The sequence below is a fragment of the Mycobacterium sp. NPDC003323 genome (assembly GCF_053589535.1).
Window position 1 is genome coordinate 1 of record NZ_JBSFSB010000004.1, and the last position, 22,393, is coordinate 22,393.

20 protein-coding genes and 1 pseudogene are annotated in these 22,393 nt (G+C 67.2%); 5 read left to right on the forward strand and 16 right to left on the reverse strand.

The window, feature by feature from the left end:
* The 3 genes from ACWDUN_RS12175 to ACWDUN_RS12185 all read right to left on the reverse strand — a co-directional run.
* Positions 1 to 327 (reverse strand): DUF732 domain-containing protein (locus ACWDUN_RS12175; protein ID WP_449928848.1); only part of this gene is annotated, 327 nt, incomplete at its 3' end.
* Positions 328 to 337: 10 nt separating this feature from the next.
* Positions 338 to 3,241 (reverse strand): MMPL/RND family transporter, encoded by a 2,904-nt coding sequence (locus tag ACWDUN_RS12180; RefSeq protein WP_449928850.1) that lies wholly within the window; start codon positions 3,239 to 3,241, stop codon positions 338 to 340.
* Positions 3,238 to 3,669, reverse strand: coding sequence for an MmpS family transport accessory protein (locus ACWDUN_RS12185; protein ID WP_449928852.1), 432 nt, complete (start codon positions 3,667 to 3,669; stop codon positions 3,238 to 3,240). The genes ACWDUN_RS12180 and ACWDUN_RS12185 overlap by 4 nt, the downstream gene beginning before the upstream one ends.
* Positions 3,670 to 3,879: 210 nt before the next feature.
* Between ACWDUN_RS12185 and ACWDUN_RS12190 the strand changes: the two genes are divergently transcribed.
* Positions 3,880 to 4,464 (forward strand): TetR/AcrR family transcriptional regulator, encoded by a 585-nt coding sequence (locus tag ACWDUN_RS12190; protein ID WP_449928854.1) that lies wholly within the window; start codon positions 3,880 to 3,882, stop codon positions 4,462 to 4,464.
* Here the strand turns inward: ACWDUN_RS12190 and ACWDUN_RS12195 are convergent.
* A complete protein-coding gene (locus ACWDUN_RS12195; RefSeq protein ID WP_449928856.1) occupies positions 4,432 to 5,007 on the reverse strand; it encodes a hypothetical protein in 576 nt (191 codons plus the stop codon). The genes ACWDUN_RS12190 and ACWDUN_RS12195 overlap by 33 nt on opposite strands.
* A 58-nt stretch (positions 5,008 to 5,065) precedes the next feature.
* On the reverse strand, positions 5,066 to 6,562 hold the full coding sequence (locus tag ACWDUN_RS12200; RefSeq protein WP_449928858.1) for a potassium/proton antiporter: 1,497 nt from the start codon (positions 6,560 to 6,562) through the stop codon (positions 5,066 to 5,068).
* Positions 6,563 to 6,618: 56 nt separating this feature from the next.
* Between ACWDUN_RS12200 and ACWDUN_RS12205 the strand changes: the two genes are divergently transcribed.
* Positions 6,619 to 7,284: a potassium channel family protein gene (locus tag ACWDUN_RS12205; RefSeq protein WP_449929525.1), complete on the forward strand. Its 666-nt coding sequence runs from the start codon at positions 6,619 to 6,621 to the stop codon at positions 7,282 to 7,284.
* Here the strand turns inward: ACWDUN_RS12205 and ACWDUN_RS12210 are convergent.
* The 7 genes and pseudogenes from ACWDUN_RS12210 to ACWDUN_RS12240 all read right to left on the reverse strand — a co-directional run.
* A pseudogene (locus ACWDUN_RS12210) lies at positions 7,257 to 8,090 on the reverse strand (hypothetical protein); the annotation flags it as partial. The gene ACWDUN_RS12205 and the pseudogene ACWDUN_RS12210 sit on opposite strands and share 28 nt — an antisense overlap.
* A 51-nt stretch (positions 8,091 to 8,141) precedes the next feature.
* Positions 8,142 to 10,934: a helix-turn-helix transcriptional regulator gene (locus tag ACWDUN_RS12215; protein WP_449928860.1), complete on the reverse strand. Its 2,793-nt coding sequence runs from the start codon at positions 10,932 to 10,934 to the stop codon at positions 8,142 to 8,144.
* Positions 10,935 to 10,981: 47 nt separating this feature from the next.
* Positions 10,982 to 11,737 carry an SDR family oxidoreductase gene (locus ACWDUN_RS12220; RefSeq protein WP_449928862.1) on the reverse strand — a complete coding sequence of 252 codons (756 nt, stop codon included), beginning with the start codon at positions 11,735 to 11,737 and terminating at the stop codon, positions 10,982 to 10,984.
* Between the two features lie 10 nt (positions 11,738 to 11,747).
* Positions 11,748 to 12,500 (reverse strand): SDR family oxidoreductase, encoded by a 753-nt coding sequence (locus tag ACWDUN_RS12225; protein WP_449929527.1) that lies wholly within the window; start codon positions 12,498 to 12,500, stop codon positions 11,748 to 11,750.
* Between the two features lie 95 nt (positions 12,501 to 12,595).
* On the reverse strand, positions 12,596 to 14,272 hold the full coding sequence (locus ACWDUN_RS12230) for a VWA domain-containing protein (RefSeq protein WP_449928864.1): 1,677 nt from the start codon (positions 14,270 to 14,272) through the stop codon (positions 12,596 to 12,598).
* Complete coding sequence (locus tag ACWDUN_RS12235; protein ID WP_449928866.1) at positions 14,269 to 15,066, reverse strand: AAA family ATPase; 798 nt, start codon at positions 15,064 to 15,066, stop codon at positions 14,269 to 14,271. The genes ACWDUN_RS12230 and ACWDUN_RS12235 overlap by 4 nt, the downstream gene beginning before the upstream one ends.
* Positions 15,063 to 16,220, reverse strand: coding sequence for a spirocyclase AveC family protein (locus ACWDUN_RS12240; protein ID WP_449928868.1), 1,158 nt, complete (start codon positions 16,218 to 16,220; stop codon positions 15,063 to 15,065). Before ACWDUN_RS12240 ends, ACWDUN_RS12235 begins: the two co-directional genes overlap by 4 nt.
* A 68-nt stretch (positions 16,221 to 16,288) precedes the next feature.
* Between ACWDUN_RS12240 and ACWDUN_RS12245 the strand changes: the two genes are divergently transcribed.
* The 3 genes from ACWDUN_RS12245 (at position 16,289) to ACWDUN_RS12255 (ending at position 19,223) form a co-directional block, all read left to right on the forward strand.
* The gene (locus ACWDUN_RS12245; RefSeq protein WP_449928870.1) at positions 16,289 to 16,891 is read left to right on the forward strand and encodes a TetR/AcrR family transcriptional regulator; all 603 of its coding nucleotides are present in this window, start codon (positions 16,289 to 16,291) and stop codon (positions 16,889 to 16,891) included.
* Between the two features lie 69 nt (positions 16,892 to 16,960).
* Complete coding sequence (locus tag ACWDUN_RS12250) at positions 16,961 to 18,352, forward strand: aldehyde dehydrogenase (RefSeq protein WP_449928872.1); 1,392 nt, start codon at positions 16,961 to 16,963, stop codon at positions 18,350 to 18,352.
* A gap of 4 nt (positions 18,353 to 18,356) precedes the next feature.
* Positions 18,357 to 19,223, forward strand: coding sequence for an SDR family oxidoreductase (locus ACWDUN_RS12255; protein ID WP_449928874.1), 867 nt, complete (start codon positions 18,357 to 18,359; stop codon positions 19,221 to 19,223).
* Between the two features lie 8 nt (positions 19,224 to 19,231).
* On the opposite strand, the gene ACWDUN_RS12260 is transcribed toward ACWDUN_RS12255, so the two are convergent.
* Genes ACWDUN_RS12260 through ACWDUN_RS12275 form a run of 4 tightly spaced genes read right to left on the reverse strand, consistent with a single transcriptional unit; the run spans position 19,232 to position 22,389 of the window.
* Positions 19,232 to 20,080 carry a TauD/TfdA dioxygenase family protein gene (locus ACWDUN_RS12260; RefSeq protein ID WP_449928876.1) on the reverse strand — a complete coding sequence of 283 codons (849 nt, stop codon included), beginning with the start codon at positions 20,078 to 20,080 and terminating at the stop codon, positions 19,232 to 19,234.
* A 13-nt stretch (positions 20,081 to 20,093) separates the two neighbouring features.
* Entirely contained in the window at positions 20,094 to 20,429 is a 336-nt protein-coding gene (locus ACWDUN_RS12265) for a hypothetical protein (protein WP_449928878.1), read from the reverse strand.
* Positions 20,426 to 21,649 (reverse strand): aromatic ring-hydroxylating oxygenase subunit alpha, encoded by a 1,224-nt coding sequence (locus ACWDUN_RS12270; RefSeq protein WP_449928880.1) that lies wholly within the window; start codon positions 21,647 to 21,649, stop codon positions 20,426 to 20,428. Before ACWDUN_RS12270 ends, ACWDUN_RS12265 begins: the two co-directional genes overlap by 4 nt.
* Positions 21,646 to 22,389, reverse strand: a complete 744-nt coding sequence (locus ACWDUN_RS12275; protein ID WP_449928881.1) for an SDR family NAD(P)-dependent oxidoreductase — start codon at positions 22,387 to 22,389, stop codon at positions 21,646 to 21,648. Before ACWDUN_RS12275 ends, ACWDUN_RS12270 begins: the two co-directional genes overlap by 4 nt.
* Positions 22,390 to 22,393: the final 4 nt, after the last annotated feature.

Here is a 22,393-nt window from a genome sequence, read left to right on the forward strand (position 1 = left end):
CTGGGTGAGCAGGACGCGTTTGTCGGGGCAGTAGTAGTTCATCGCTGCGCCCAGGAACTGCCAGGCCTGTTCGGTGGTGGTGCCGCGGACCAGTTGGTCGGAGACGAATTCGGCCGAGTCCTGGGCGTTGTGGTCGACGCCGCGGTCGAGGCGTTTGCAGGCGATCTTGCCGATCCAGGCGTTGAAGTCCTTCTGGCCGTAGATCCCGTAGCCCTGCAACTCCTCGGCGAACGCCGAGTCCGGATCGGCCTGCGCCGGCGCGGCCAACAGCACCGAGCCGGCGGCCAGGGCCGCACCCAGTGCTGTCGCGAATTTCTTTGTGCCCACTGCGATCTCCTTACTTGCTGTCGACCGGGACGCGCTCTGCCGGCGGCTCGGGCCACGGCACCGGAAGCGGGCGGCGACGCACCTGCTGCGGCCACCAGAACCACTTGCCCAGCAGCGCGGCGATCGAGGGTGTCATGAACGCCCGGATCACCAGCGTGTCGAACAACAGACCCAGACCGATGGTCGTGCCGACCTGGCCCATCACGGTGAGCTCGCTGACAGCCATCGAGATCATGGTGAACGCGAAGACCAGACCCGCGGCCGTCACCACCGACCCGCTACCGCCCATGGCACGGATCATGCCGGTGGCCAGACCGGCGTGGATCTCCTCTTTCAGGCGCGCCACCAACAGCAGGTTGTAGTCCGCACCCACGGCCAACAGGATGATCACCGCCATCGGCAACACCATCCAGTGCAGCGGGATGCCGATGATGTGCTGCCAGATCAGCACCGAGAGTCCGAGTGCAGAGGCCAGCGAGATCACCACCGTGCCGACGATCACCCCCGCGGCCACCACGCTGCGGGTGATCAACAACATGATGATGAAAATCAGTGCGATGGAAGCGATCCCGGCGATGATCAGGTCCCAGTTCGCCCCGTCCTGCATGTCCTTGAAGGTCGCCGCGGTACCACCGAGGTAGATCTTGGAACCCTCCAGCGGAGTGCCCTTGATCGCTTCCTTGGCCGCGTTCTTGATCGCGTCGATCTTCGCGATGCCCTCGGCGCTGAGCGGATCCCCGTCGTGGCTGATGATGAACCGCACCGCGTGCCCGTCCGGTGACAGGAAGTTCTTCATACCGCGCTTGAAGTCTTCGTTCTCGAAGGTCTCCGGCGGCAGATAGAAGGAGTCGTCGTTCTGGGCGGCATCGAAGGCCTCACCCATGGCCGACGAGTTGTCCTGCATCGCCGACATCTGATCCTGGATGCCTTTTTGGGTCTGATACATGGTCAGCATGTAGCGCTGCATGTTCTTCATGGTCGCGATCATCTGCGGCATGAGCACGACCATTTGGGGCATCAGCGCATCGAGGCGCTCCATGTCCGGGATGATCTGTTCGAAGTTGTCGGTCATCACGTCGATCCCGTCGAGGGTGTCGAAGATCGACCGGATGGCCCAGCACCCCGGGATGTTGAAGCAGTGCGGTTCCCAGTAGAAGTAGTTGCGCAGCGGCCGGAAGAAATCGTCGAAATTGGCGATGTTGTCCCGCAATTCGGCGATGTCCAGCGACATGTTCTTCATCTTGGCCACCATCGACGATGTCGTCTCCGCCATCTGCACGGTGATGGAGTTCATCTTCTCCATGCTCGCGATGGTGGTGGCCATATCGTCGGCCTGCTTGAGCATGTTGGCCATCATGTCCTGCTGGTACTTCTCGTTCATCTTCTGCGTCGTGCCCTGCATGCTGATCTGGAACGGGATCGAGGTGTGCTCGATCGGGGTTCCCTGCGGACGCGTGATCGCCTGCACCCGGCCCACACCCTCGGTGCGGAAGATGGCCTTGGCGATCTTGTCGATCACCAGGAAGTCCGCCGAGTTGCGCAGATCGTGATCGCTTTCCACCAGCAGCAGTTCGGGATTCATCCGGGCCTGCGAGAAGTGCCGGTCGGCCGCGGCGTAGCCCTCCTGGGCGGGCAGATCGGTGGGGAGGTAATTGCGGTCGTTGTAACTGGTCTGATAGCCGGGCAACGCGACCAGACCGATCATGCTGATCGCCATCGTGGCGACCAGGATCGGGCCGGGCCAGCGCACGATGGCCGCGCCGATCTTGCGCCAGCCGCGGGTGCGCATGGCGCGCTTGGGCTCCAGCGTCTTGCCGAACCGGGAAGCCACCGAGATGATGGCCGGCCCGATGGTCAGCGCCGCGAGCACCACGACCACCATGCCGATGGCAAGCGGGATACCGAGGGTGACGAAGTACGGCATGTTGGTGAAGTGCAGACAGAACGTCGCACCCGCGATGGTCAGACCCGAGCCCATCACCACATGCGCCGTGCCGTGGAACATCGTGAAGTACGCGGCTTCCCGGTCGTCCCCGGCGGCACGGGCCTCCTGATATCGGCCCAATAGGAAGATGGCGTAGTCCGTCGACGCGGCGATGGCCAACGTCACCAACAGGCTCGTGGCAAAGACCGACAGCCCGATGATCTCGTGATAGCCCAGGAACGCGACCACCCCGCGCGCCGACAACAGGCACAGCACCACCATGACGATGGTGATCAGCATCGTCACGAAGGACCGGTAGATCAGCAGCAGCATCACGATGATGACGCAGAAGGTCAGGCCCTCGATCATCCGGAGGCTACGGTCGGCGGCGATCTGCTGATCGGCCGCCAGCGCGGCAGGCCCGGTGACGAAGACCTTCAGCCCCGGCGGCGGCGTCATGCCGTAGACGATGTCCTGGACCTTCTCGATGGACTCGTTGGCCAGCGCCTCACCCTGGTTACCCGCGGTGTACACCTGCACGTAGGTGGACGTGCCGTCGCTGCTCTGTGCGCCGGCCGCCGTCAGCGGATCGCCCCAGAAGTCCTGCACGTGCTGGACGTGCTCCGGGTCGGCTTCCAGCCGGTCGATCATCTCGTTGTAGAAGTCGCGATCGGCCTCGTCGAGCTGGTTCTCGTCCTCCAGCACGATCATCGCCGAGCTGTCGGAGGTGAACTCGTCGAACACGGTGCCGACACGCTTGGTCGCGATGACGGCCGGGGCGTTGTCCGGACTCATCGACACCGAGCGCATCTCGCCGACGGTCTCCAGCTGCGGTACCGAGACGTTCAGGAATCCGATGACGACGACCCAGCCGATGATGATCGGCAGGGCCAACCGCCGGATCCACAGCGCGATGCCGCCGCGATGCGGCGGTTGGGCGACCGGAATGGCGTCGGTGCGCGGCTCATCGGGTCCGGAGGTGAAGGTCATGCCGACTTCACCAGGCAGTAGGTGTGCGCGCCCACGCCGTTGACGGTGCGCTCATCCTTGACCTCGTCATCGACGGTGATCCGGCACGACAACGTGCTGCCGTCGCCCTGACCCGAGATCGTCGGGAACACCGACGGAGCCGTCGTGCTCAGCGTGATCTCCCACGGCAGCGTCACGTTGTCCACCCGCACCGGCTTGGCGTCGAGGTCCATGTAGTTCACGTTGGCCGTCGCGCCCGGCTCGCCCCACATCTCGTACTTGACGACCTTCGGGTCGAACGGCTCGCTGTCATCGGCGGCGCTGTTCTCGGTGGACACATAGCCCGGGCCCGTCCCGAAGAACGTGCGCACCCGCATCACCGTGAACGTACTGACGAACACCACCGCCAGAATCACCAGCGGGATCCAGATCTTCTTCAGCACGTTCACTGCTGAGATGCCATTCGCTGTGGCCTTTCATGCCGCGTACGGCCAACGCTCGGGCGCGGGTAAGCGTAGCCTTATCCAACTGCGGTCAGGTTAGCCACGCGGCTAAGCTTCTACAAGTCGCACGGCTAGAAAATGTGACCAGCGCTACTTAACGTCCGCATCGCGGCAAGCGACATGTAAAAGTGTCCCGGGACGGAGAGGGGGGATCGAGTGGCCAAGCCGGTGTCGCAACGCGGATTCGCACGTGAGCGTGTGATCGAGGCCGCGCTCCATCTCTTCGCCGAGCGTGGCGTCAACGGTACCTCGCTACAGATGATCGCCGATCATCTCGGCGTCCGGAAGGCCGCCATCTACTACCAGTTCCACACCAAGGACGACATCGTCCTCGCGGTGGTGCGACCGGTCTTCGACGATATGGAGCGGTTGGTCCGGATCGCCGAATCGATCGCCTCGCCGGAATCCCGCCGCGATGCCGCGATAAGTGGCTTCGTCGAACTGGCCGTCCGGCACCGCCGCATCGGTTCGATGTTCTACGGCGACCCCGCCGTGCTGGCGCTGGTGCAGTCGCACGAGGAGTTCGAGGCCGTCACCGACAGCCTGCGCGAACTGCTGATCGGCACCACACACGACGCGGAAACTCGCGTCACCATCGGCATGATCACCTCGGGCATCTTCGGCAGCACCGCCGAGCCGCATCTGCAGGACATCGCCGATCAGGATCTGCACCGCATCCTGCTCGACTGCGCCCAGCGGATGCTGCAGTCATCGCGGCCCGCCGCTGAACACCTCTCCTAGCTGACCCCCGATTTCGGCGGGCCCCGGCGGTGGCAACGGGGTGGTCGTCGTCGTGACCGCCGTTGTTGTCGCGGGAGTTGTTGTCGCGGGGGCTGTTGTCGATGACGCGGTCGACGGCGTGGTCGATGTATCACTCGAGGTGGCACCGGGCTCGTGCACATCGGTCAGATCTTCGGTGCGGACCACGTCATCGCCGACGCTGAAGACCAGGGACTCCGACGTCACCGTGTAGGACTGGCCGTCGTTGAAGGCCACGTACCCGTCGCCGGAGCGGGTGGCAGGCAGGGACAGCTGAGCGCCGTCCCGCACCCGCACGCCGCGGTACTCCAGGGCGCCGTCGGCGTCCTCGCAGATGGCGACGCGAGAGGTCGCGGTGCTACCGAAGATGACCGCCGTCGCGGGGGCGGCACACCGCGCGAACGACTGCAGGTAACCCTGGTTGTCCGTTTCGGGTTCGGCGCCTGCGGTGGCGGCCACCGCAAGCAGCGCGGCGCCGACGGCCGCGAATCCGACTGTCAGCTGGAGGGCACGCGAGGAAGACATCCTCACCAGCTGACCATGTCGCCGCGATTCCGGCCATCCGCCACGCCGATGATCATGCCTACTCCGGGTCGCCGTACTCGTCGAACCAGTAGGCCAACTTGCCGCGACGGCTGACCGCCCGCAACCGCGCCTCGGCCGCGGCGCGCATCGCACCGGTGGTGACGATCAGCAGTTCGTCACCGATTGCGATGCGGGTGTCGGGCAGCGGCACGAAGGTGTGACCATCCCGGATGATCAGCGTGATGACCGCCGGGTCGGGCAATCGCAACTCCAGGATCGTCACATTGTGCAGCCGTGACGGCGACTGCACCTTCATGGTCAGCAATTCGGCGTCCAGGACATCGAGCGGGGCGGCCTCAACCTGGATCTCGCGGGTGGCACCGGCATCGGTCAACCGCAGCAGCCGGGCCACCAGGTGCAGGCTCGGCGCCTGGATCAGCGTGAAGATGACGACCAGGATGAACACGATGTTGAGCAGCCCGGCACTGCCCGTCACTCCCGCGACGATCGGGAAGGTCGCCAGCACGATGGGCACCGCTCCGCGCAATCCCGCCCACGACAGGAACAGTTGCTCGCGCAGCGGGATCCCGAACCCGACCAGGGAGGCGGCCACCGACAGCGGGCGGGCCACCAGCAGCAGCACCAGGCCGGTGACGATGGCCGGAACCAGGTCGCGGCCCAACTCGCTGGGATCGACCAGCAGACCGAGCAGCACGAACAACCCGATCTGGGCCAGCCACCCCAGACCCTCGGCGAACGAACGCGTCGTGGACCGGTGCGGCAGACCGGAATTGGCCAGCACCACCGCGGCCAGATAGGCGGCCAGGAAACCGCTCCCGTGCACGCTGCCTGCGGAGGCGAACGCCACCACCCCCAAGCCGAAGGTTGCGATCGGGTACAGCCCGGAGGCCGGCAACGCGATGCGGCGCAATGTCGCTGCGCCCAGGAACCCGACCCCTAGCCCGATCACCGCACCGGCGACCAGTTCGAAGACGATCTCCCACAATGTGCCGGTCGGTTCGAACACGAACGGCACCGCGCTGAACATCAGCACCAGGATCACCGCGGGCGCGTCGTTGAAGCCCGACTCTGCTTCCAGCAGCCCGGCCAGCCGGCGCGGCAGCGGAAGCACCCGCAACACCGAGAACACCGCGGCGGCATCGGTGGACGACACGATGGCCCCCAGCAGCAGCGCCAGCTGCCAGTCGAAGCCCAGCAGGAAATGTGCGCCCGCCGCCGTCACGGCAGTGCTCACCAGGACACCGACGGTGGCCAGCGCCGCCGCCGGCGCCAACACCCTTCGGATATCGGCGAACCGCGTCGTCAATCCGCCTTCGACGAGGATGACCGCCAGTGCCGCGGTGCACACGTTGCGGGCCAGCTCCAGGCTGTCGAAGTCCACGCCCAGACCGTCCTCGCCCAGCACCACGCCGACGAGCAGGAAGAACAGCAGCGCCGGGAAGCCGACCCTGGTGGCCACCCGCGTGCCGACGATGCTGGCCAGCAGCACGAGACCCCCGACCAACATCGCCAGGTACAGCTCGTGCAGCGTCATTTCGGTCCCGTCCCCCTACCGCGATAAGTCAAGATAACGGGGTGGCAGTGCGCAAGATGCGGATCGGGATTGCCGGGGCCGGCAACGTCGGCCGATCGGTGGCGCACGAGCTTCTCGACTACGGACACAAGGTGCTTCTGATCGAGCGCGAGCGGCGTCGCTTCGAACCGCACACCGTGCCGGCGGCCGACTGGTTACTGGGTGATGCGTGCGAACTGTCCACCCTGCAGGAAGCCGGTGCGCAGACGTGCGATGTGGTGATCGCCGCCACCGGGGACGACAAGGCCAACCTCGTCATCGGCCTGCTCGCCAAGACCGAGTTCGGCGTGGCCAGGGTGGTGGCGCGCATCAACGATGTTGCCAATCAGTGGCTTTTCGGCGCGGCGTGGGGCATCGACGTCGCCATGTCGACTCCGGGCGCGCTGGTCGCCGGGGTCGAGGGCGCGATCGACGTCGGCCATCTGGTGCGGTTGATGGGCCTGCGCGAGGGGCACGCCGCACTGACCAAAATCACGCTGGCAGAAGATGATCCGTTGATCGGATGCAGTGTCGGTCAACTGTCGCTACCGGCGAACACCGCACTGGTCACGTTACTGCGCGCGGACGCGGTACGTGTTCCGCAACCCGAGGACGTGTTCGCCGCCGGTGATGAGCTGCTGCTGATCGCCGACAGCGCGGTCGAATGGCCCGGCGACAGCCACTCGGCGACGTTGCGCACATAGTCCTTGAAGGCCAGCAGCGGATACGGATCCTCCTTCATCCCGGTACCCGCCAGTTCGGTCACGAAGGCGGGAGCGCCGCGGTCGACATCCCAGTTGTAGTCGGCGAAGTGGTGAAACGTCGAGGCCGCCACGGCCCGGCCCACCGGCCGGCCGTCGGGGGTGTGCTCACCGTCGAGCAGTACCGCGAGGTTGAACCGGCGGCCGGTGTGCGCGCTGCGGCCCTGCGCCAACACCGTCGCGTGCGGTACCGCGGCGGAGACCGCCCCCTCATGGGGGTGCGCCGGGAACCACTCCACCCGTCCGCTGCGGGTCTGCGTGGTGCGCAGCAGGTGATGGGGCGGCCCGTCGACGAGGACCGGCTGGTAGTCGCCGTTGGCGCCGGAATGGTAGTTGGGCCAGGAGATGTCCGGATTGTCCTGGTCGTCGCACAGGGTGGCGGGGTCCTCGGCGGCGTCGTGGAACTGGTTGACCTCGCCCAGCGATCCCAGGCGCAGCAAGCAGCAACCCAGGTCTTGATGATCGCGGGCGGTCAGCACGCCGCCCCCGTCACCGCGGAACCGGACGATCGCCTCGGCATCGGCGGCGCTCAGCCCGTCCCCGAGATCAACGGCCATCAACCACAGTTGGTCGAATCCGAGCTCGTCGATGTGGCTGAGCACCGGATCATCACCGGCACCGGCGGCACGGTCACGCGCCACCACGTCGTGGCCGGCGGCCCGCAGTTCGGCGGCCAACAGGGTGAACCGGGTGATGTCCCAGTCCTCGGCGTTCTCGACGATCGTGGTCTGCAACAGGATTCTCGACATATCCCCACGGTGGCAGCCGGGCCGGTGATGCGAGCCCTTGATCATCCGTAGTCAGCCGGACGGGATGCTGGTGCGCAGTTGCCGCCGCGAGCTGACGCCGAGTTTGACGAACACCTTGCGCAGATGCCATTCGACCGTGTGGGTACTGATGAACAGTTGCGCGCCGATCTCCTGATTGGTCAAACCGTCGGCCACCAACCGGGCGATCTGGGCCTCCTGTGCGGTCAGCGCGTCACCGCCGGCGACGGGCTGTCTGCGCACCTTCTCACCGCTGGCCACCAGTTCCCGGCGGGTCCGTTCGGCGAAGGCCTGCGCGCCCATCCCGGTGAACATCTCGTGCGCACCGCCGAGATGGCGCCGGGCGTCCGAGCGCCGACCGGTCCGGCGCAACCATTCGCCGTAGCTCAGATGGGTGCGGGCCAGTTGCACCGTCACACCGGTGCGTTCGAAACAGGCGAGCGCCTCGGTGAACAATCGGTCGGCGTCGTCGCCGTCGGCCAGCAGGGCCTGCGCGCGCGCCAAAGCGCCCAGCCCCCAGCTCGTTCCACTGGCGCCGGCCCGGGACGCCAACCGCTGCGCGGCCGAGCGCGCCTCCTCGGACTGCCCGGCATGCGTGGCGGCCTCCACCAGCTCGAGCAGGCACCAGCCGCCGAAGCCGATATCGTAGAACTCGGCCGCCTGCCGGGCCGCTGCGACCGCCTCGTCGTAGTGCCCGAGTCCGTTGTGAAGGATTGCGGCACAGTACTTGCTGACTCCGAGCAGGCGCCCCTCCCCCTTGTCGGCGCCCTCGGCACCTGCCGCGGCGATCAGCGGCACCATGTCGGCGGCCGACCCGCGCCAGGCCTCCAGATGCAGCCGGTGATATTTCATCGGCCGGTAGTGCGTGGCCGTCGAGATGGCATCGGCCTCGTCCAGCAAGGTGGCTGCAGATCCGAATTCCCCTGCCAACACGTGTATCCCGGCCCGGTAGGCCAGCGCGGCGGGCAGCACTGTGAGCGCACCGGCGTGCCTGACGTAGGCGACCATGACATCGGCGGTGCGCAGGATCATCTCGTCATCCCACAGCTCGCCGGCTGCCGATTCCTGCACGATCGGGAAGGCCAGTGAGAGCAGCCGCATCGCCTGGCTGTCGTTGTGCCGGGCCTGATCACACCACCGCTGCAGCGCCTCGCGCAGAGCGGTCTGCCCCGCGCTCAGCCCACCGGTGATCACATCGGCCATCCCGGCCAGCAGCAGGTCGATGGGCCGGTGCGGCGTCGTCACCCGCTGCATCGCGGTGCGGGCTGCCGCCGCGGCGCGTTCCAGCCCGCCGGGTTCACCGCACCGTGCGGCGAACATCGCCGCCGCCAAAGCCTCCAGGTAGGTCTCGCGGGCCAGGTCATCGGCCAGGCCGTCCAGACCGCGTGCCGCCGTCAGCAGTTGTGCCGCGGTCTCGGCCAGTTTCGGTGCGCCGGCCTCTCCGCCGCGGCTGCGGGCGAACTCCATCTGCGCGCGCAACCGGGCGGCCTGGGCCCGTTGCAGGTCTGTCAGCGGGCACATCTGCGCGGTGGCCAGCAGTTCGTAGGCGGCCTCCGGTGCGGCGGCATCGCGTTTGGCCTGCGCGGCGGCCAGCGCCCGGGAACCGCGCCGGGCCGGGTCCGAGGTCAGGATCGCGGCCCGCTCCAGGAAGGCCGCGGCGGCGGCGATACCGCCGCGGGTCTGGGCCCGATCGGCGGACAGTTCCAGATCGGCGGCCACCGCGTCATCGGGTCCGGATGCCGCATGGGCGGCATGCCAGGCGCGCCGGTCCGGATCCGACTTCTCATCGGTGGCCATCGCGAGGGCGTGGTGCACGGTGCGGCGCTCGGTCAGGTCGGCCGCGCGGTAGGCGGCCGACCGCATGAGCGGGTGATGAAATCGCATCCGAGGTCCGAACTCGATCACGCCGGCATCCTCGGCGGGGGTCAGCGCGTCCACCGGGATGCCGAGATGAGCTGCGGCGCGCAGGAACAGCGCGGCGTCACCGACGGGTTCGGCGGCCGCGGTGAGGATCAGGCGCCGGGTCGGCGCCGGAAGTGACCGGATCCGGCCGATGAACCGTTCCTCGAGCTGACCCGCGGTGCTCAGCGTCGCCGACGGCGCGAACCCGCCCGCCAGTTCCGTCGCCGACAGGCTGTGGGGCGCCTCCAGCAGCGCCAGCGGGATGCCGCGCGTCTCGGCGATGATGCGGTCGCGCACCCGTTCGTCGAGGCGGCCGATCAACACCGCGTCCAGCAGTTCCCGGGCCCCGCTGTCGGACAGTCCGGTGATCGTCATCTCCGGAAGGCCCGGCAGCACCGGCGCACCGCCGTCACGGACGGCGAAGATCAACGCGACCGGTTCGGCCAGCAATCGGCGGGCCACGAATCCCAATGTCTGCACCGACACCTCGTCGAGCCACTGTGCATCGTCGACGACGCACAGCAGCGGTCGGTGCTCGGCGGCGGCCGCCATCAGGCTCAGCACCGCCAACCCGACCAGGAACCGGTCCGGTGTCGGCCCGACGCCCAGGCCGAAGGCGACGTCGAGGGCCGCGCGCTGCGGTTCGGGCAGTTCGCCGACATGCTCCAGCAGCGGCGCGCACAGCTGGTGCAGACCGGCGAACGCCAACTCCATATCGGATTCGATGCCCGACACCCGCGTCACGCGGAATCCGTCGGCCTCGGTGAGCAACTGTCGCAACAGCGAGGTCTTCCCGACACCGGCTTCGCCATGGAGCACCAGCACCCGGCTGTCACCGGATCGAGCGGTCGCGAGCATGGCCCGCAGGGCTTCGCACTCTCTGCTGCGTCCCTGAAGCCGGTGCCCCCGAAGCTCACCAGACATGGTCGCTCGATCGTAGCGCGACGCCGATCTTGACTCATCGGTCATGCTCATCGGCTGACGATGCTCCGCAACAACCAGTCCTCGAATCGGGTCTCGAAACGGATGGCACCGGCCGACGGCAACACGGTGAGCACACCGGCGGGGATCCCCCGGAACGGCGCCGACGGGTCGGCCTGCACGACGCGGCGGTCGCCCCGGGCGACGAACGCGGTCTGGATCATCTCGTCGAGTCGGTGGGAGGCCGGCCCGCTCACCTCGATGACATCACCCATCGGCTCGCCGACCGCCGCGATCGCCAGCGATTCGGCGGCGTCGGCGCAGGCGATGGGCGCCAGCACCGCAGGCGGGACCCGGACAGTGCCGCCGGCACCGAGTTGTGGTGCGCTGAATAGGAATTCGAAGGACTGGGTGGACCGGACGATGGTGTACGGCAGTGACCCGGCCAGCACGAGTTCCTCTTGCAACAGCTTCGCGGCGTGGTAGCCGTTGACCGATGCCAACCGGTCCACCCCGACCAGGGACAGCACGACGTGGTGCCGTACCCCGGCCGACTCGGCGGCCGCCTGCAGGTTCAGTGTCGAGTTCACGAAGAAGCTGCGCGCCTCGTCGCAGTCCGGTGAGGGCATGTTCGAGGCGTCGACCACGACGTCGGCGTCATCGAGCGCGGCGTCCAGTCCTGCCCCGGTGAGGGTGTCGACTCCGGTCGAGGGTGCGGCCGCGATGACGTCGTGGCCGCGTTCGGTCAGTTGTTGCAGTACTTTCGAGCCCAGCCTTCCGGTGCCGCCCACCACCACTATGCGCACGGTCGGCTGGCTAGTGTGCCGGCACCGCCGACAGCCACTGCGCGAACGTCGTCTCGTAGACCACTGCGGCGCCGGCCGGCACGATGCTGCGGTCGTCGATCACCGCACCGAAATAGGGAGCGGCGGGGTCGGTGATGACCTGTCGGGCGTCGCCCTTGGCCGCCAGCCCGGTGCGCACGAAGTCGTCCATCGCGATCTTCTCCGGGCCCGCGATCTCGACGGGACCGTTGACCGGGTCGCCGGCGGCGGCGCGGGTCACGCCGGTGGCGACGTCCTCGGCGGCGATCGGCTGCATCGCCGCGTGCGGCAGGCGCACGGTGTCCCCGTCGGTCGCCGATCCCGCGATGGCCTCGACGAATTCGTAGAACTGGGTGGCCCGCACGATGGTGTGGGGTACGCCGGATTCGGCGATCAGCTTCTCCTGGGCGACCTTGGCGCGCATGTATCCGCTGTCGGGTACGCCGGCGGCGCCGACCACCGAGAGTGCCACATGGTGCCCGACGCCCTGCTCCTGTTCGGCGGCCAGCAGGTTGGCCGTCGAGGTGGTGAAGAAGGCGAGCACGTCATCGTCGGCGAAGGACGGCGAGTTGGTGACGTCGACGACGACGTCCGCCCCGACGAGCGCGTCGGACACCCCCGCACCGCTGATGGTGTCCACGCCCGACCGCGGTGACGCGGCGACCGCGTCATGCCCGAGGTCGGTCAGCTTGGCGACGACCTTGGAGCCGATCAGGCCTGTCCCTCCGATGACCACGACCTTCAGTCTGTCCTTCATCTTCTCCGACCTCCCATGTGAACCGACGTGTCGGATTCAGCATGGTGCTCATGCCCCGTGGGGTAGCCCTTGAAAGTCCGTAGTCATCGAGAACGGGCCAGCTCACGCAGTGCCGAACCGAACAGCTCGTCCATCCGTGGGCTCAGCTCGGCCAGCGAGGACCCGGCCGCGTTGCAGGCCGAGCCGAACACCCGCCGGATGGCCGCGGCGCTGTTGCCGACGCCGATCGACAGGCACAGACACGCCACCCCGTCGGCACGCAACTCCCCGAGCGCGCTATGGGCATCGGCCTCCGCGTACCGACCCTCGTACCCGTTGTCGTACGGATAGCCGTCGGACAGCACGACCAGTAGCCGGTTCGGTGTGCCCGCCTGGTTCTTCAGGATCTGCCCCGCTCCACGGATGGCGGCACCCAACCGGGTGTATCCGGAGGGCTGCAACTGATTCAGTCGCGCCCGAGCGACAGCACCGAAGCGCTGATCGAAGGTTTTGACGGCCGGCAGGTGCACCGCGCTGCGCCCCTGGGAGCGGAAGGCGTAGACCGCAACCCGGTCGCCGAGATCCTCCAGTGTCGCCGCGATCCTGGCGGCGGCCCGGCACTGATGCTCATGTACCGCCAAACCGTCGGGATCGGCATCGGTGACCGACCCGGAGGCGTCGACCAGAATGAGCACACCCAGATTGCGTTCCAGTTTGCGTCGTTCCACGTAGACGTTCTCCGGCGGCGAGTATCCGGACTGCAGGTCCACCCACAGCGCGGTCAGCGCCTCGGTGTCCAGGTCGTCACCGTCGCTGCGACCGCGCAGCCGTTTGGGGCCGAGCCCCACGCGGGACAACCGGCTGCGCAGCACCGGATCGGGTGCGACGTCACCGGCGGTGATGTCGGCGTCGGTGGCGAGCGGGAAGTCGACGACCCGGCACCAGTCCGGGCGGTACCTGCCGTGGTGGACGTCCCATTCGGGGAACAGGGCACCACCGACGCCGACGGCGGCTCCCGGTCTCTCGTGGTCGGTGAACACGATCGGGGTCGGGGCCGGGCGGGCGTTCACGCCCCGCTGCGCTGCCCGGCGCACGGATCCGACCCGCAGGTCGCCACCGGCGGAATCGTCGCCGTTGGACCGGTTGCCGCCGAACAGCTTGCGCAGCGTGTCCGATAGCGCCGCCGAAGTGACCGGGGCCTCGAACAGCTTCAGTAGCTTGCTGTTTCCGCTCGGCTCGTCACCGTCGTCGCCGTCGTCGCCGTCTTCCCCGTCGTTCTGCAGCACCGCCTCAAGATCGAACCGCAGCGTGAGGTCCGTGTCGGTGGCGGCCGTACCCGCGCCCGCGTCGGTACGGATCAGGACACCGGGGGTGATGTCACCGAACCAGTCCGGCGGATCGGGCACCGGCGCGCGGCCGCGGGCCGCTGCCAGCGATTCTGCGGGACGGGTGGTCAGCGGTGGACCGTCGGGCAGGATCGCGGCCGCCAGCGGCAACCGCTCGGCCAGTTCACCGAGAGCCCGACGTCCCTCCAGGTACAGATAGCGGCGGGCGGTTCGGCGCCTTCCCCGAATGGCCTTGACATAGTCGGGCGCCAGGCTTCCGGCGCCGAGAAGCGCACTCTGGAGCAGCATTTCGCGACGCTGATGCTCCAGCGGCGCTCCGGCGCTGACGAATACGGTCTGCCCGTCGGTGTGGGGTACGCCGGCGTGCCCCACCTTCAGCGATCTGCCCGCCACGAAGGTGGCCAGCAGTCGCAGCTGATCGGGTGCGTCGGTCACGGCTGCGGCATCATCGCATCGACGAGTTGACCGAGTGCACGCACGATATCGGCATCATCGGTCAGCACCTGCACCACCGCGGACTGCACCGCGGTGCGCATGCTCAGCCCCTCGGCCACCAGTCCGGCCGCCAGGATGAGCATCCGGGTCGAGGACGCCTCACGCAGCGGTGAGCCCTGCAGGTTGCGTATCGCATTGGCCAGCCGGACCAGGGTGTGTGCGGTCGCATGGTCGATACCGGCCTCATGCACCAGGATCTCGGTCTCCACGTCGGCGGGCGGGAAGCCGAGTTCGATCGCGACGAAGCGTTGCCGGGTGGACTCCTTGAGGCTTTTCAGCACGCTCTGGTAGCCCGGGTTGTACGAGATCACCAGTTGAAACCCCGGCGCCGCAGGCAATGTCACGCCCAGGCGGTCGACGGGAAGTTCGCGCCGGTGATCGGCGAGCGGGTGGATCACCACGGTGGTGTCCTGGCGGGCCTCGACGACCTCGTCCAGATAGAACAGGGCACCCTCGCGCACCGCCCGCGTCAGCGAACCGTCGACCCAGACCGTCTCTGCGCCCTTGAGCAGGAACCGGCCCACCAGGTCGGCCGATGTCATGTCCTCGTGGCCGGCGACGGTGATCAGTTCGAGGCCGAGTTCGTGTGCCATCGCCTCGACGAACCGGGTCTTGCCGCAGCCCGTCGGGCCCTTGAGCAGCACCGGGAAGCCGCGACGCGCCGCGGCCCGGAACACCTCACGCTCCTCACCCACCGGCCGGTAGAACGGGGCGCGCGCGGTGGTTTCGATCATCGGTCGGCCCTCTCGAACGGCACGACCGGTGGCATGGTGGCGCCCTCGGGCAGGACGAGCTCTCCGTCGGTGTTGATGTACCCGGAGTCGTTGCGCTGCATCGGCAGGTCCGGGTGCGGGCAGGGTCGGTCGGTGCCCTCGCCGCAGATGCCACCGTTGAAGTAGGACCGCTTCTGGTGATCCTCCGGCCACGGGTCGGCGTGCATGCCCAGATAGATCGCGGGCACGTTGTAGAGGAAGAAGAAGCAGGCGCTGACACCGGCGAAGATCGCCAGGAATCGGGTGAACTGTTCGCGGACGAATCCGCCTCGTACGCTGTCGAGGCCGCGTTCCATGATGGTGCGCCCACGGTCGTCGGTGAAGTAGCGCAGGCAGCACAGCGCGGTCTGCACCCCGCCCCACATCAGTCCCTCGTAGACCGGCCACTGGTAGTACGTGCCGGCGTTGAACGAAACCGCCTGGATGGCACCGGGATAGGTGTAGAGCCCAGTCGGCAGCAACACCAGGGCCTCCATGACGAAGTCGAAGACGAACGCGATGGCATAGGTCACCATGATCAGCCGGACGTTGCTGATACTCGGCCAGCGGGCCTTGATCTTTCGCATGATCACACAGCCGACGATCGTGATGAGCAGGACGCCGTAGGCGTACCCGGGTGCGTTGGTCAACAGCGGTTCGGCCACCATCGCGCCGGGATGTTCGGTGTTCGTCGTGCCGGGCAGATACGGCGCCCAGGATCCGCGGTTCCACAACCAGGTGTTGTAGGTGCACCAGGTGTTGAAGTAGTTGAGGAACGGGTCCTGGAAGAACATCAGGCCCATCGAGATCACCAGCATGCCGTCGAGGGTGATCCTGCGCTCCTGGCGCCACGGCTTGATGAAGAAGTACCAGAGCGCGAAAGGCAAGGCGATCCAGAGGATCACCGCGTTGGCGATGAGCGGGATCTTCATGTACAGCGGCGGCTCGCTGGGCCCTTGCGGCACCCGCTCGAAGTACGGCCCGGTGATCCAGCGAATCCAGACGTAGAGCTGCAGGGCCAGGATCGCCGCGCCGACACCGGCCAGCACCTTGACCCGGTTGGACCCGCGTGGCCCCTTTTCGACGGGTATCCCTGCGTCGCTGAGCGATTCGGTGATGGCCGGTTTCTCGTTCACCGGGCGAAGATACCACCCGGTATCTCAGTAACTTTATAGTTTCTTGGATCCTGTGTCAGAATTGCGCCATGGTGGAGCAGTGGACGCGCGAGCGACGACTCGAACGGACCCGATCGCTGCTCCTGGACGCTGCCGAGGAGGTCTTCGCCGACAAGGGCTTCGCCCCTGCGAGCCTGGACGACATCGCGCGGGCCGCCGGCTACACCAAAGGGGCGATCTACAAGCACTTCTCCACCAAGGAGGACCTCTTCTTCGCCGTCAGCGACCGCTACTGGCGCCGTTACTTCGACAATTTCGCCGAGGTGCTGTCCTCGGCGACCGAGGTGGGCGCCCGGGAACTCGACGCGATCGCCGCCCGCTGGCGCCAGCTGAGCCTGGACCGGGGCACCGAGCACAGCGCGCTGGGATTGGAGTTCACCCTCTATCTGCTGCGCAATCCGGACGCACGCGAGCGCGTCGCCGCCCAACGGTCTCAGGTGGTCGAGGCGCTCAGCACGTTCATCGCCGACGGTATGGAACGGCTCGGGGCCACCCTGCTGATCCCCCCGCTGACCTTCGCGCACATCCTGGTCGCCACCAGCGACTCGGTGGTGCTGGGCAGTGAACTCGACGATATCGACCTGTATCGGCCGATCGTGGAGATGTACATGGCGGCGATCAAGCTGAGGTGACGTTACAACGTCGAAGCCAACTGTATATGCTCGCTCGGGATGCCAAGTAGTTGATACCGAGGGGGCTGCGTGCTGAAACTGGTCTCGCCACATACCGAGCAACCCCTTGCCGAGGTGGCGATCTCGACTCCCGAACAGATCGACGCGGCAGTCGCCGCCGCGCGTGCGGCCGTCGACTCGGGTCCATGGCCGGAGATGGCGGTGGGTGAGCGGATCGAGATCATCCGGCGGTTCCTGGACAGCTACCGTGCGGCCGGCAAGGAGATCGCCGATCTGATCACCGCCGAGATCGGCGCCCCGACAAGCTTCGCGCAGCGGGCCCAGGTCGGTCTGCCGACGGTGATGATCGGAGCATTCTGTGCGACGGCCGAGAGTTACTCCTGGCAGGAGCGCCGCCCCGGCTTCTTCGGCGCCGACATCCACGTCCGCAAGGAGCCGGTCGGCGTCGTCGCCGCCATCGTGCCGTGGAACATGCCGCAATTCCTCACCGTGGCCAAGGTGGTCCCGGCACTGCTGGCCGGGTGCGCCGTGCTCGTCAAGCCGGCCCCGGAGACCTCCCTTGATGCCGCGCGGCTCGTCGATCTGCTCAACGCCGCCGGGCTGCCGTCCGGGGTGCTCACCGTGCTGCCCGGTGATGCCGACGTCGGCGCACGACTGGTGGGACACCCCGGCGTGGACAAGGTGTCCTTCACCGGCTCGACCGCGGCAGGCAAGGCCGTGGCCGCCGCGTGTGCGGCCAACCTGACCAAGGTGAGCCTGGAACTCGGCGGCAAGTCCGCGGCGGTCATCCTCGATGACGCCGCACCCGAGGTGGTCGCATCCGGCGTTCGTGCGGCCAGCCTGTCAAACAGCGGTCAGATCTGTAATGCGTTGACCCGCATCCTCGTTCCGGCGTCTCGCCGGCAGGAGTTCGTCGACGCACTGGCCGCCGAGATGACCGGTATCACCGTCGGCGACCCGACCGACCCCGCCACCCAGATGGGCCCGCTGGTGAACCTGCGCCAGCAGCAGCGGGTACTCGACTACATCCGGATCGGACAAAACGAGGGCGCCCGGCTCGTCACCGGCGGTACCGACCTGCCACCCGGAGTGGACCGTGGCTGGTATGTCCGTCCGACGTTGTTCGCCGATGCGGACAACTCGATGCGGATCGCGCGCGAGGAGATCTTCGGCCCCGTGCTGACGGTGATCGGGTACCGCGACGAACAGGAAGCCGTCGCACTCGCCAACGACTCCGACTACGGTCTGGCCGGATCGGTGTGGACGGCGGACACCGACCGGGGCGTGGCGATCGCCGCGCAGGTCAAGACCGGGACCTTCGGCGTCAACCAGGGGTACACGATGGACCCGTTCGCTCCGTTCGGTGGGGTGAAGGGCAGCGGGTACGGGCGCGAACTGGGCCGCGAAGGCCTCGAGGGTTATCTCGACATCAAATCAGTTGCCGTTGCCGCAGGAGGGTGATCCATTGTCCGCGTTGAGTTTCGATGGCCGCGTCGTGGTGATCACCGGTGCCGGTGGTGGACTGGGCCGCTGTCACGCCCTGGAGTTCGGCCGCCGTGGTGCGCATGTCGTCGTCAACGATGTCGGCGCCTCGGTCGACGGCACCGGGCAGTCGTCCTCGGCCGCCCAGAACGTCGTCGACGAGATCGTCGCCGCCGGCGGATCGGCGGTGGCCAACACCGATTCGGTCGCCACACCCGAGGGCGGACAGGCCATCATCACCACCGCCACCGAGGCCTTCGGCCGGGTGGACGTCCTGGTGAACAATGCCGGGATTCTGCGCGATGCCGCCTTCAAGAACATGACCGCCGAGCAGACCGACGCGGTGATCGACGTGCATCTGCGCGGGGCGTTCAACGTGACCCGCGCGGTGTGGCCGGTGATGCGCGAACAGGGCTACGGGCGGATCGTCATGACGACATCGGGCTCCGGCCTGTTCGGGACGTTCGGTCAGGCGAACTACGGTGCGGCCAAGACCGGTCTGGTCGGGTTGATGAACGTGCTGGCGATCGAAGGGCAGCGCAACGGGATCCGGGTCAACGCCATCTCTCCCATCGCGCGGACACGGATGACCGAGAACACCATGACCGAGTTGGTCAAGGACCTCGACCCCGAGGACGTCACGCCGGTGGTGGTGTATCTGGCGCACGAGAGCTGCGAGCGCACCGCCAACATCTACCGCGTCGGCGGCAAGCATGTGTCGCGGGTGTTCCTCGCCGAAACCACCGGTGTGGACCTGGACGACTCGACCGCGGAGGCCGTCGCCGCCGGCATCGACGCCATCGACGACGCCGCCGGGTTCACCATCCGAGGCGGGCCGGCGCGCGGGTAGCCACCGGCCTACTGGATCGGCTCGTCCCCGAGCACCGTGGTGCGCAACATCTCCCGCGCCGAGTTGGGTTCGTACGGCGCGGCGCGGTGCAGCACGCCCTGGTTGTCCCAGATGACCGTGTCCCCCACCGACCACTTGTGGCTGTACACCTTGTCCGGTGTGGTCGAGTGTGCGAGCAACTCGGCCAGCAGCGCCCGCCCCTCGTCGAGGTCCATGCCGACGATGTAATCGGCGGACGCGCCGAGCACCAACGATTTCCGGCCGTTGCGATGCGTCCACACCAGCGGATTCACATGCGTGGGACGCAATTTCCAGCGCTGCACCTGCTCGGGTGTGGGATCCGGATACACCCGGCGCTGCGAAGCCTCCAACGAGTGCACCACCCGCAGCGACGCATAGCGCCGTTTCTCGCCGTCACTGAGCGTCTCATAGGCGGCATAGGAGTTCGCGAACTCGGTCTCCCCGCCGCGGGCCGCCACCTCGATGGCCGACAGCACGGTCGCCTTCTGCGGGCATTCGTCGGGGGCCGACGGGGTGCACCCGTCGATATGCCAGTCGAAGGTCGCCTTCAGGTATTCGGCCGCCTTGTTCTTCGACTTGTCCAGGGTGATCGGATAAATACCCGAGACCGGATGGTGCCCGTCGGCCGTCCGGTCGATCTCGCCGAGCCGTTCGCAGAACGCCACCTGCGCCTGCGGATTCAGGTGCAGATCGTGGAACACCAGGACGCCGTTGTCCTCCAACGCATCCAGCACGGCGCCGGCCAAGCCGTCGTCGGTCGCCAGTCGCTCGGGGTCGACACCGACGACCTCGGCGCCCACCGAGGCCGTCAGCTTGTTGATGGTCAGCACACTCATGGGTGTCCTCTCTCTAGGGCCGGGGTTCACCGGTGCGGATCATCACCGCGTCGGCGGCGTCCACGGGGGCGGGCTGATGCATGATCTCGATCGCCATCGCGACCATCACCAGCGAGTAGATGAGGTGCAGCAGGTTGAGCGCATCCTCGGGCAGTTCGTCGAGACCGAATTTGTCGCAGTGGTCGATCGCCTCCTCCAACCGCGGGAAGAAGGCGTCGTAGAACTCCTGCATGGCCGGCATGGAACTGCCCAGCCGCTGTTCCCAGCGCTCGGTTTCCGTTGCCAGGCACCAGGTATCGGCGAAGGGTTCGAGTTCGGCGAACGCACTGGGTAACCGCTTGTCCGTCATGGCCGGTACTCCTGCACCCAATCGACGACGACCTTGTGCAGGTGGCGGACCAGGATCTCCTGGTCGTTGATCGGGTACTCATCGATGACGTCGTATTCGAGCGCGGCCTGGGTGCCGCCGAGCATCCCGGCGTCCTGCAATGCGAACTCCTTGAGCACCACCGCCGCCACCTCGTGTTCGATGCGCTCGCGTACCGTCCGCGCCGGGTGGAAGTAGGTGTACGCCTCGAATCGATGGGTGTTGTGCGACGTCGGCCAGTATCGGTAGAGCAGATACCAGCCGCCGTAGATCAGGATCTCCAGGTTCGGGAAGATCTGGAAATTGCTGATACCCCACGGTTGGATCCCGCCGGGGTTCAGGCCGGCGGGTAACTCGCCGATATCGGGTGTGCGCCACGGCCCGACGAGCCCGCTCTGGGTGGCCCGCTCGATCGGGTACATGTACTCCGGGGCCAGCAGCCAGCGCCGGGTACCGGCGGTCGAGACCAACCGGTGCGGCCCGTCGAGTTGGAAGTGGCCGCAGGTGAATCCGGCGCCGGGGTTTCGCACCTCGGCGGGCACCTGCTGGGTGTGCAGCGATGGCACATGGTAGTACTCCTGGAAGGCGTCGGCGAAGATCTTCCAGTTGCTGTTGTTGTGCGCGACCCAGTCATAGCGTTCGGTCAGCTTCCCGAACGGATACTCGTCCAGTCCGGTCACCATCGGACCCAGGAACTCGCGCAACGTCTGGCGTGGTGCCGGATCGAAGTTGACGAACACGAAGCCCGCCCATACATCGCAGTGCAGTTCCAGCAGACCGTAGTCGGCCGGGTCGAGGTCGAAGTACGCCTCCCGCCCGGGTACGTGGATCAGCCTGCCGTCCAGCGCGTATCGCCAACCGGACTGCGGGCACACCAACTCCGGCACACAGCCCGAACCGCCGACCAGTTTGGCGCCGCGATGACGGCACATGTTGTGGAAGGCGCGGATTCGGTCGTCGTCGCCACGAACCAGCATCAGCGATGCATTGGCGACCTCTAGCTCCTTGGTGAGATAGCTGCCCACCGAGGTCAGTTCCTCGATGCGGCAGAGGTTCAGCCACGCCCGCTTGAAGACGGCCTCGCGTTCCCGTTCGTAGAACTCCGGGGAGATCGAGTCACGGAACGAGATCGGTCCGGTGCCCAATTCCGGGTAGTGCTCGGTCCAGGAACCTTCGGCCGGTTTGGCCCATTGCGTGGTCACATCACACCTCCACCGTTGACACCGAGCGTCTGCCCGGTGATGTACGCGGCCTCCTCGGAGCACAGGAACGCCACTGCCGCGGCGATATCGGCCCCGGTGCCCAACCGGCCGATCGGGATGTTCGCCGCAATCTCCTCGTTGCTCTTGAGGAAGCCGGCCGCTTGGCCCTGGTACTGCATCGGGGTCTCGATCCCCGAGGGCGGGATGTTGTTGACGGTGATACCGCACTTGGCGTACTCGCGCGCCAATGATTTGGTCAACGTCAGCAGCGCCCCCTTGGAGGCGGCGTAATGCGCGGCGAACGGTGAGCCCCGCTGTGCGCTGGAGGACGAGATCATCACGATGCGACCCCAACCCGCGGCCACCATGTCCGGCAGCGCGGCCTGGCAACAATGGAAGGTGCCGGTCAGGTTGACATCGATGATCCGGTTCCACGACTCGAGGGTGATCTCCTCGAACGGGGCGAAGCCGAACAAACCCGCGCTGGTGACCAGGACCTCGATCGGCCCCAACTCGCTGCGCACCTTGGCATAGGCATCATCGACCGCCGCCCGGTCGGATACATCGCCCACCACCGCGAGTGCGGTCATGCCCTCGGCGCGCAGTTCATCGGTGACACGTTGTGCGGCATCGGCGTTCACATCGAACACGGCCACCCGGTGGCCACGCCGGCCGAGTTCATGGCAGGTGGCCTCACCCATGCCGGAGGCCCCGCCCGTCACCACCGCTACCCGACTCATCGAT

What these genes read in the sequence shown, in the direction of transcription:
- ACWDUN_RS12180 (WP_449928850.1), bottom strand. Translation starts at nt 3,241, where the DNA reads ATGACCTTCACCTCCGGACCCGATGAGCCGCGCACCGACGCCATTCCG.
- ACWDUN_RS12195 (WP_449928856.1), bottom strand. Translation starts at nt 5,007, where the DNA reads ATGTCTTCCTCGCGTGCCCTCCAGCTGACAGTCGGATTCGCGGCCGTC.
- ACWDUN_RS12200 (WP_449928858.1), bottom strand. Translation starts at nt 6,562, where the DNA reads ATGACGCTGCACGAGCTGTACCTGGCGATGTTGGTCGGGGGTCTCGTG.
- ACWDUN_RS12205 (WP_449929525.1), top strand. Translation starts at nt 6,619, where the DNA reads ATGCGGATCGGGATTGCCGGGGCCGGCAACGTCGGCCGATCGGTGGCG.
- ACWDUN_RS12215 (WP_449928860.1), bottom strand. Translation starts at nt 10,934, where the DNA reads ATGTCTGGTGAGCTTCGGGGGCACCGGCTTCAGGGACGCAGCAGAGAG.
- ACWDUN_RS12235 (WP_449928866.1), bottom strand. Translation starts at nt 15,066, where the DNA reads ATGATCGAAACCACCGCGCGCGCCCCGTTCTACCGGCCGGTGGGTGAG.
- ACWDUN_RS12245 (WP_449928870.1), top strand. Translation starts at nt 16,289, where the DNA reads ATGGTGGAGCAGTGGACGCGCGAGCGACGACTCGAACGGACCCGATCG.
- ACWDUN_RS12260 (WP_449928876.1), bottom strand. Translation starts at nt 20,080, where the DNA reads ATGAGTGTGCTGACCATCAACAAGCTGACGGCCTCGGTGGGCGCCGAG.
- ACWDUN_RS12265 (WP_449928878.1), bottom strand. Translation starts at nt 20,429, where the DNA reads ATGACGGACAAGCGGTTACCCAGTGCGTTCGCCGAACTCGAACCCTTC.
- ACWDUN_RS12275 (WP_449928881.1), bottom strand. Translation starts at nt 22,389, where the DNA reads ATGAGTCGGGTAGCGGTGGTGACGGGCGGGGCCTCCGGCATGGGTGAG.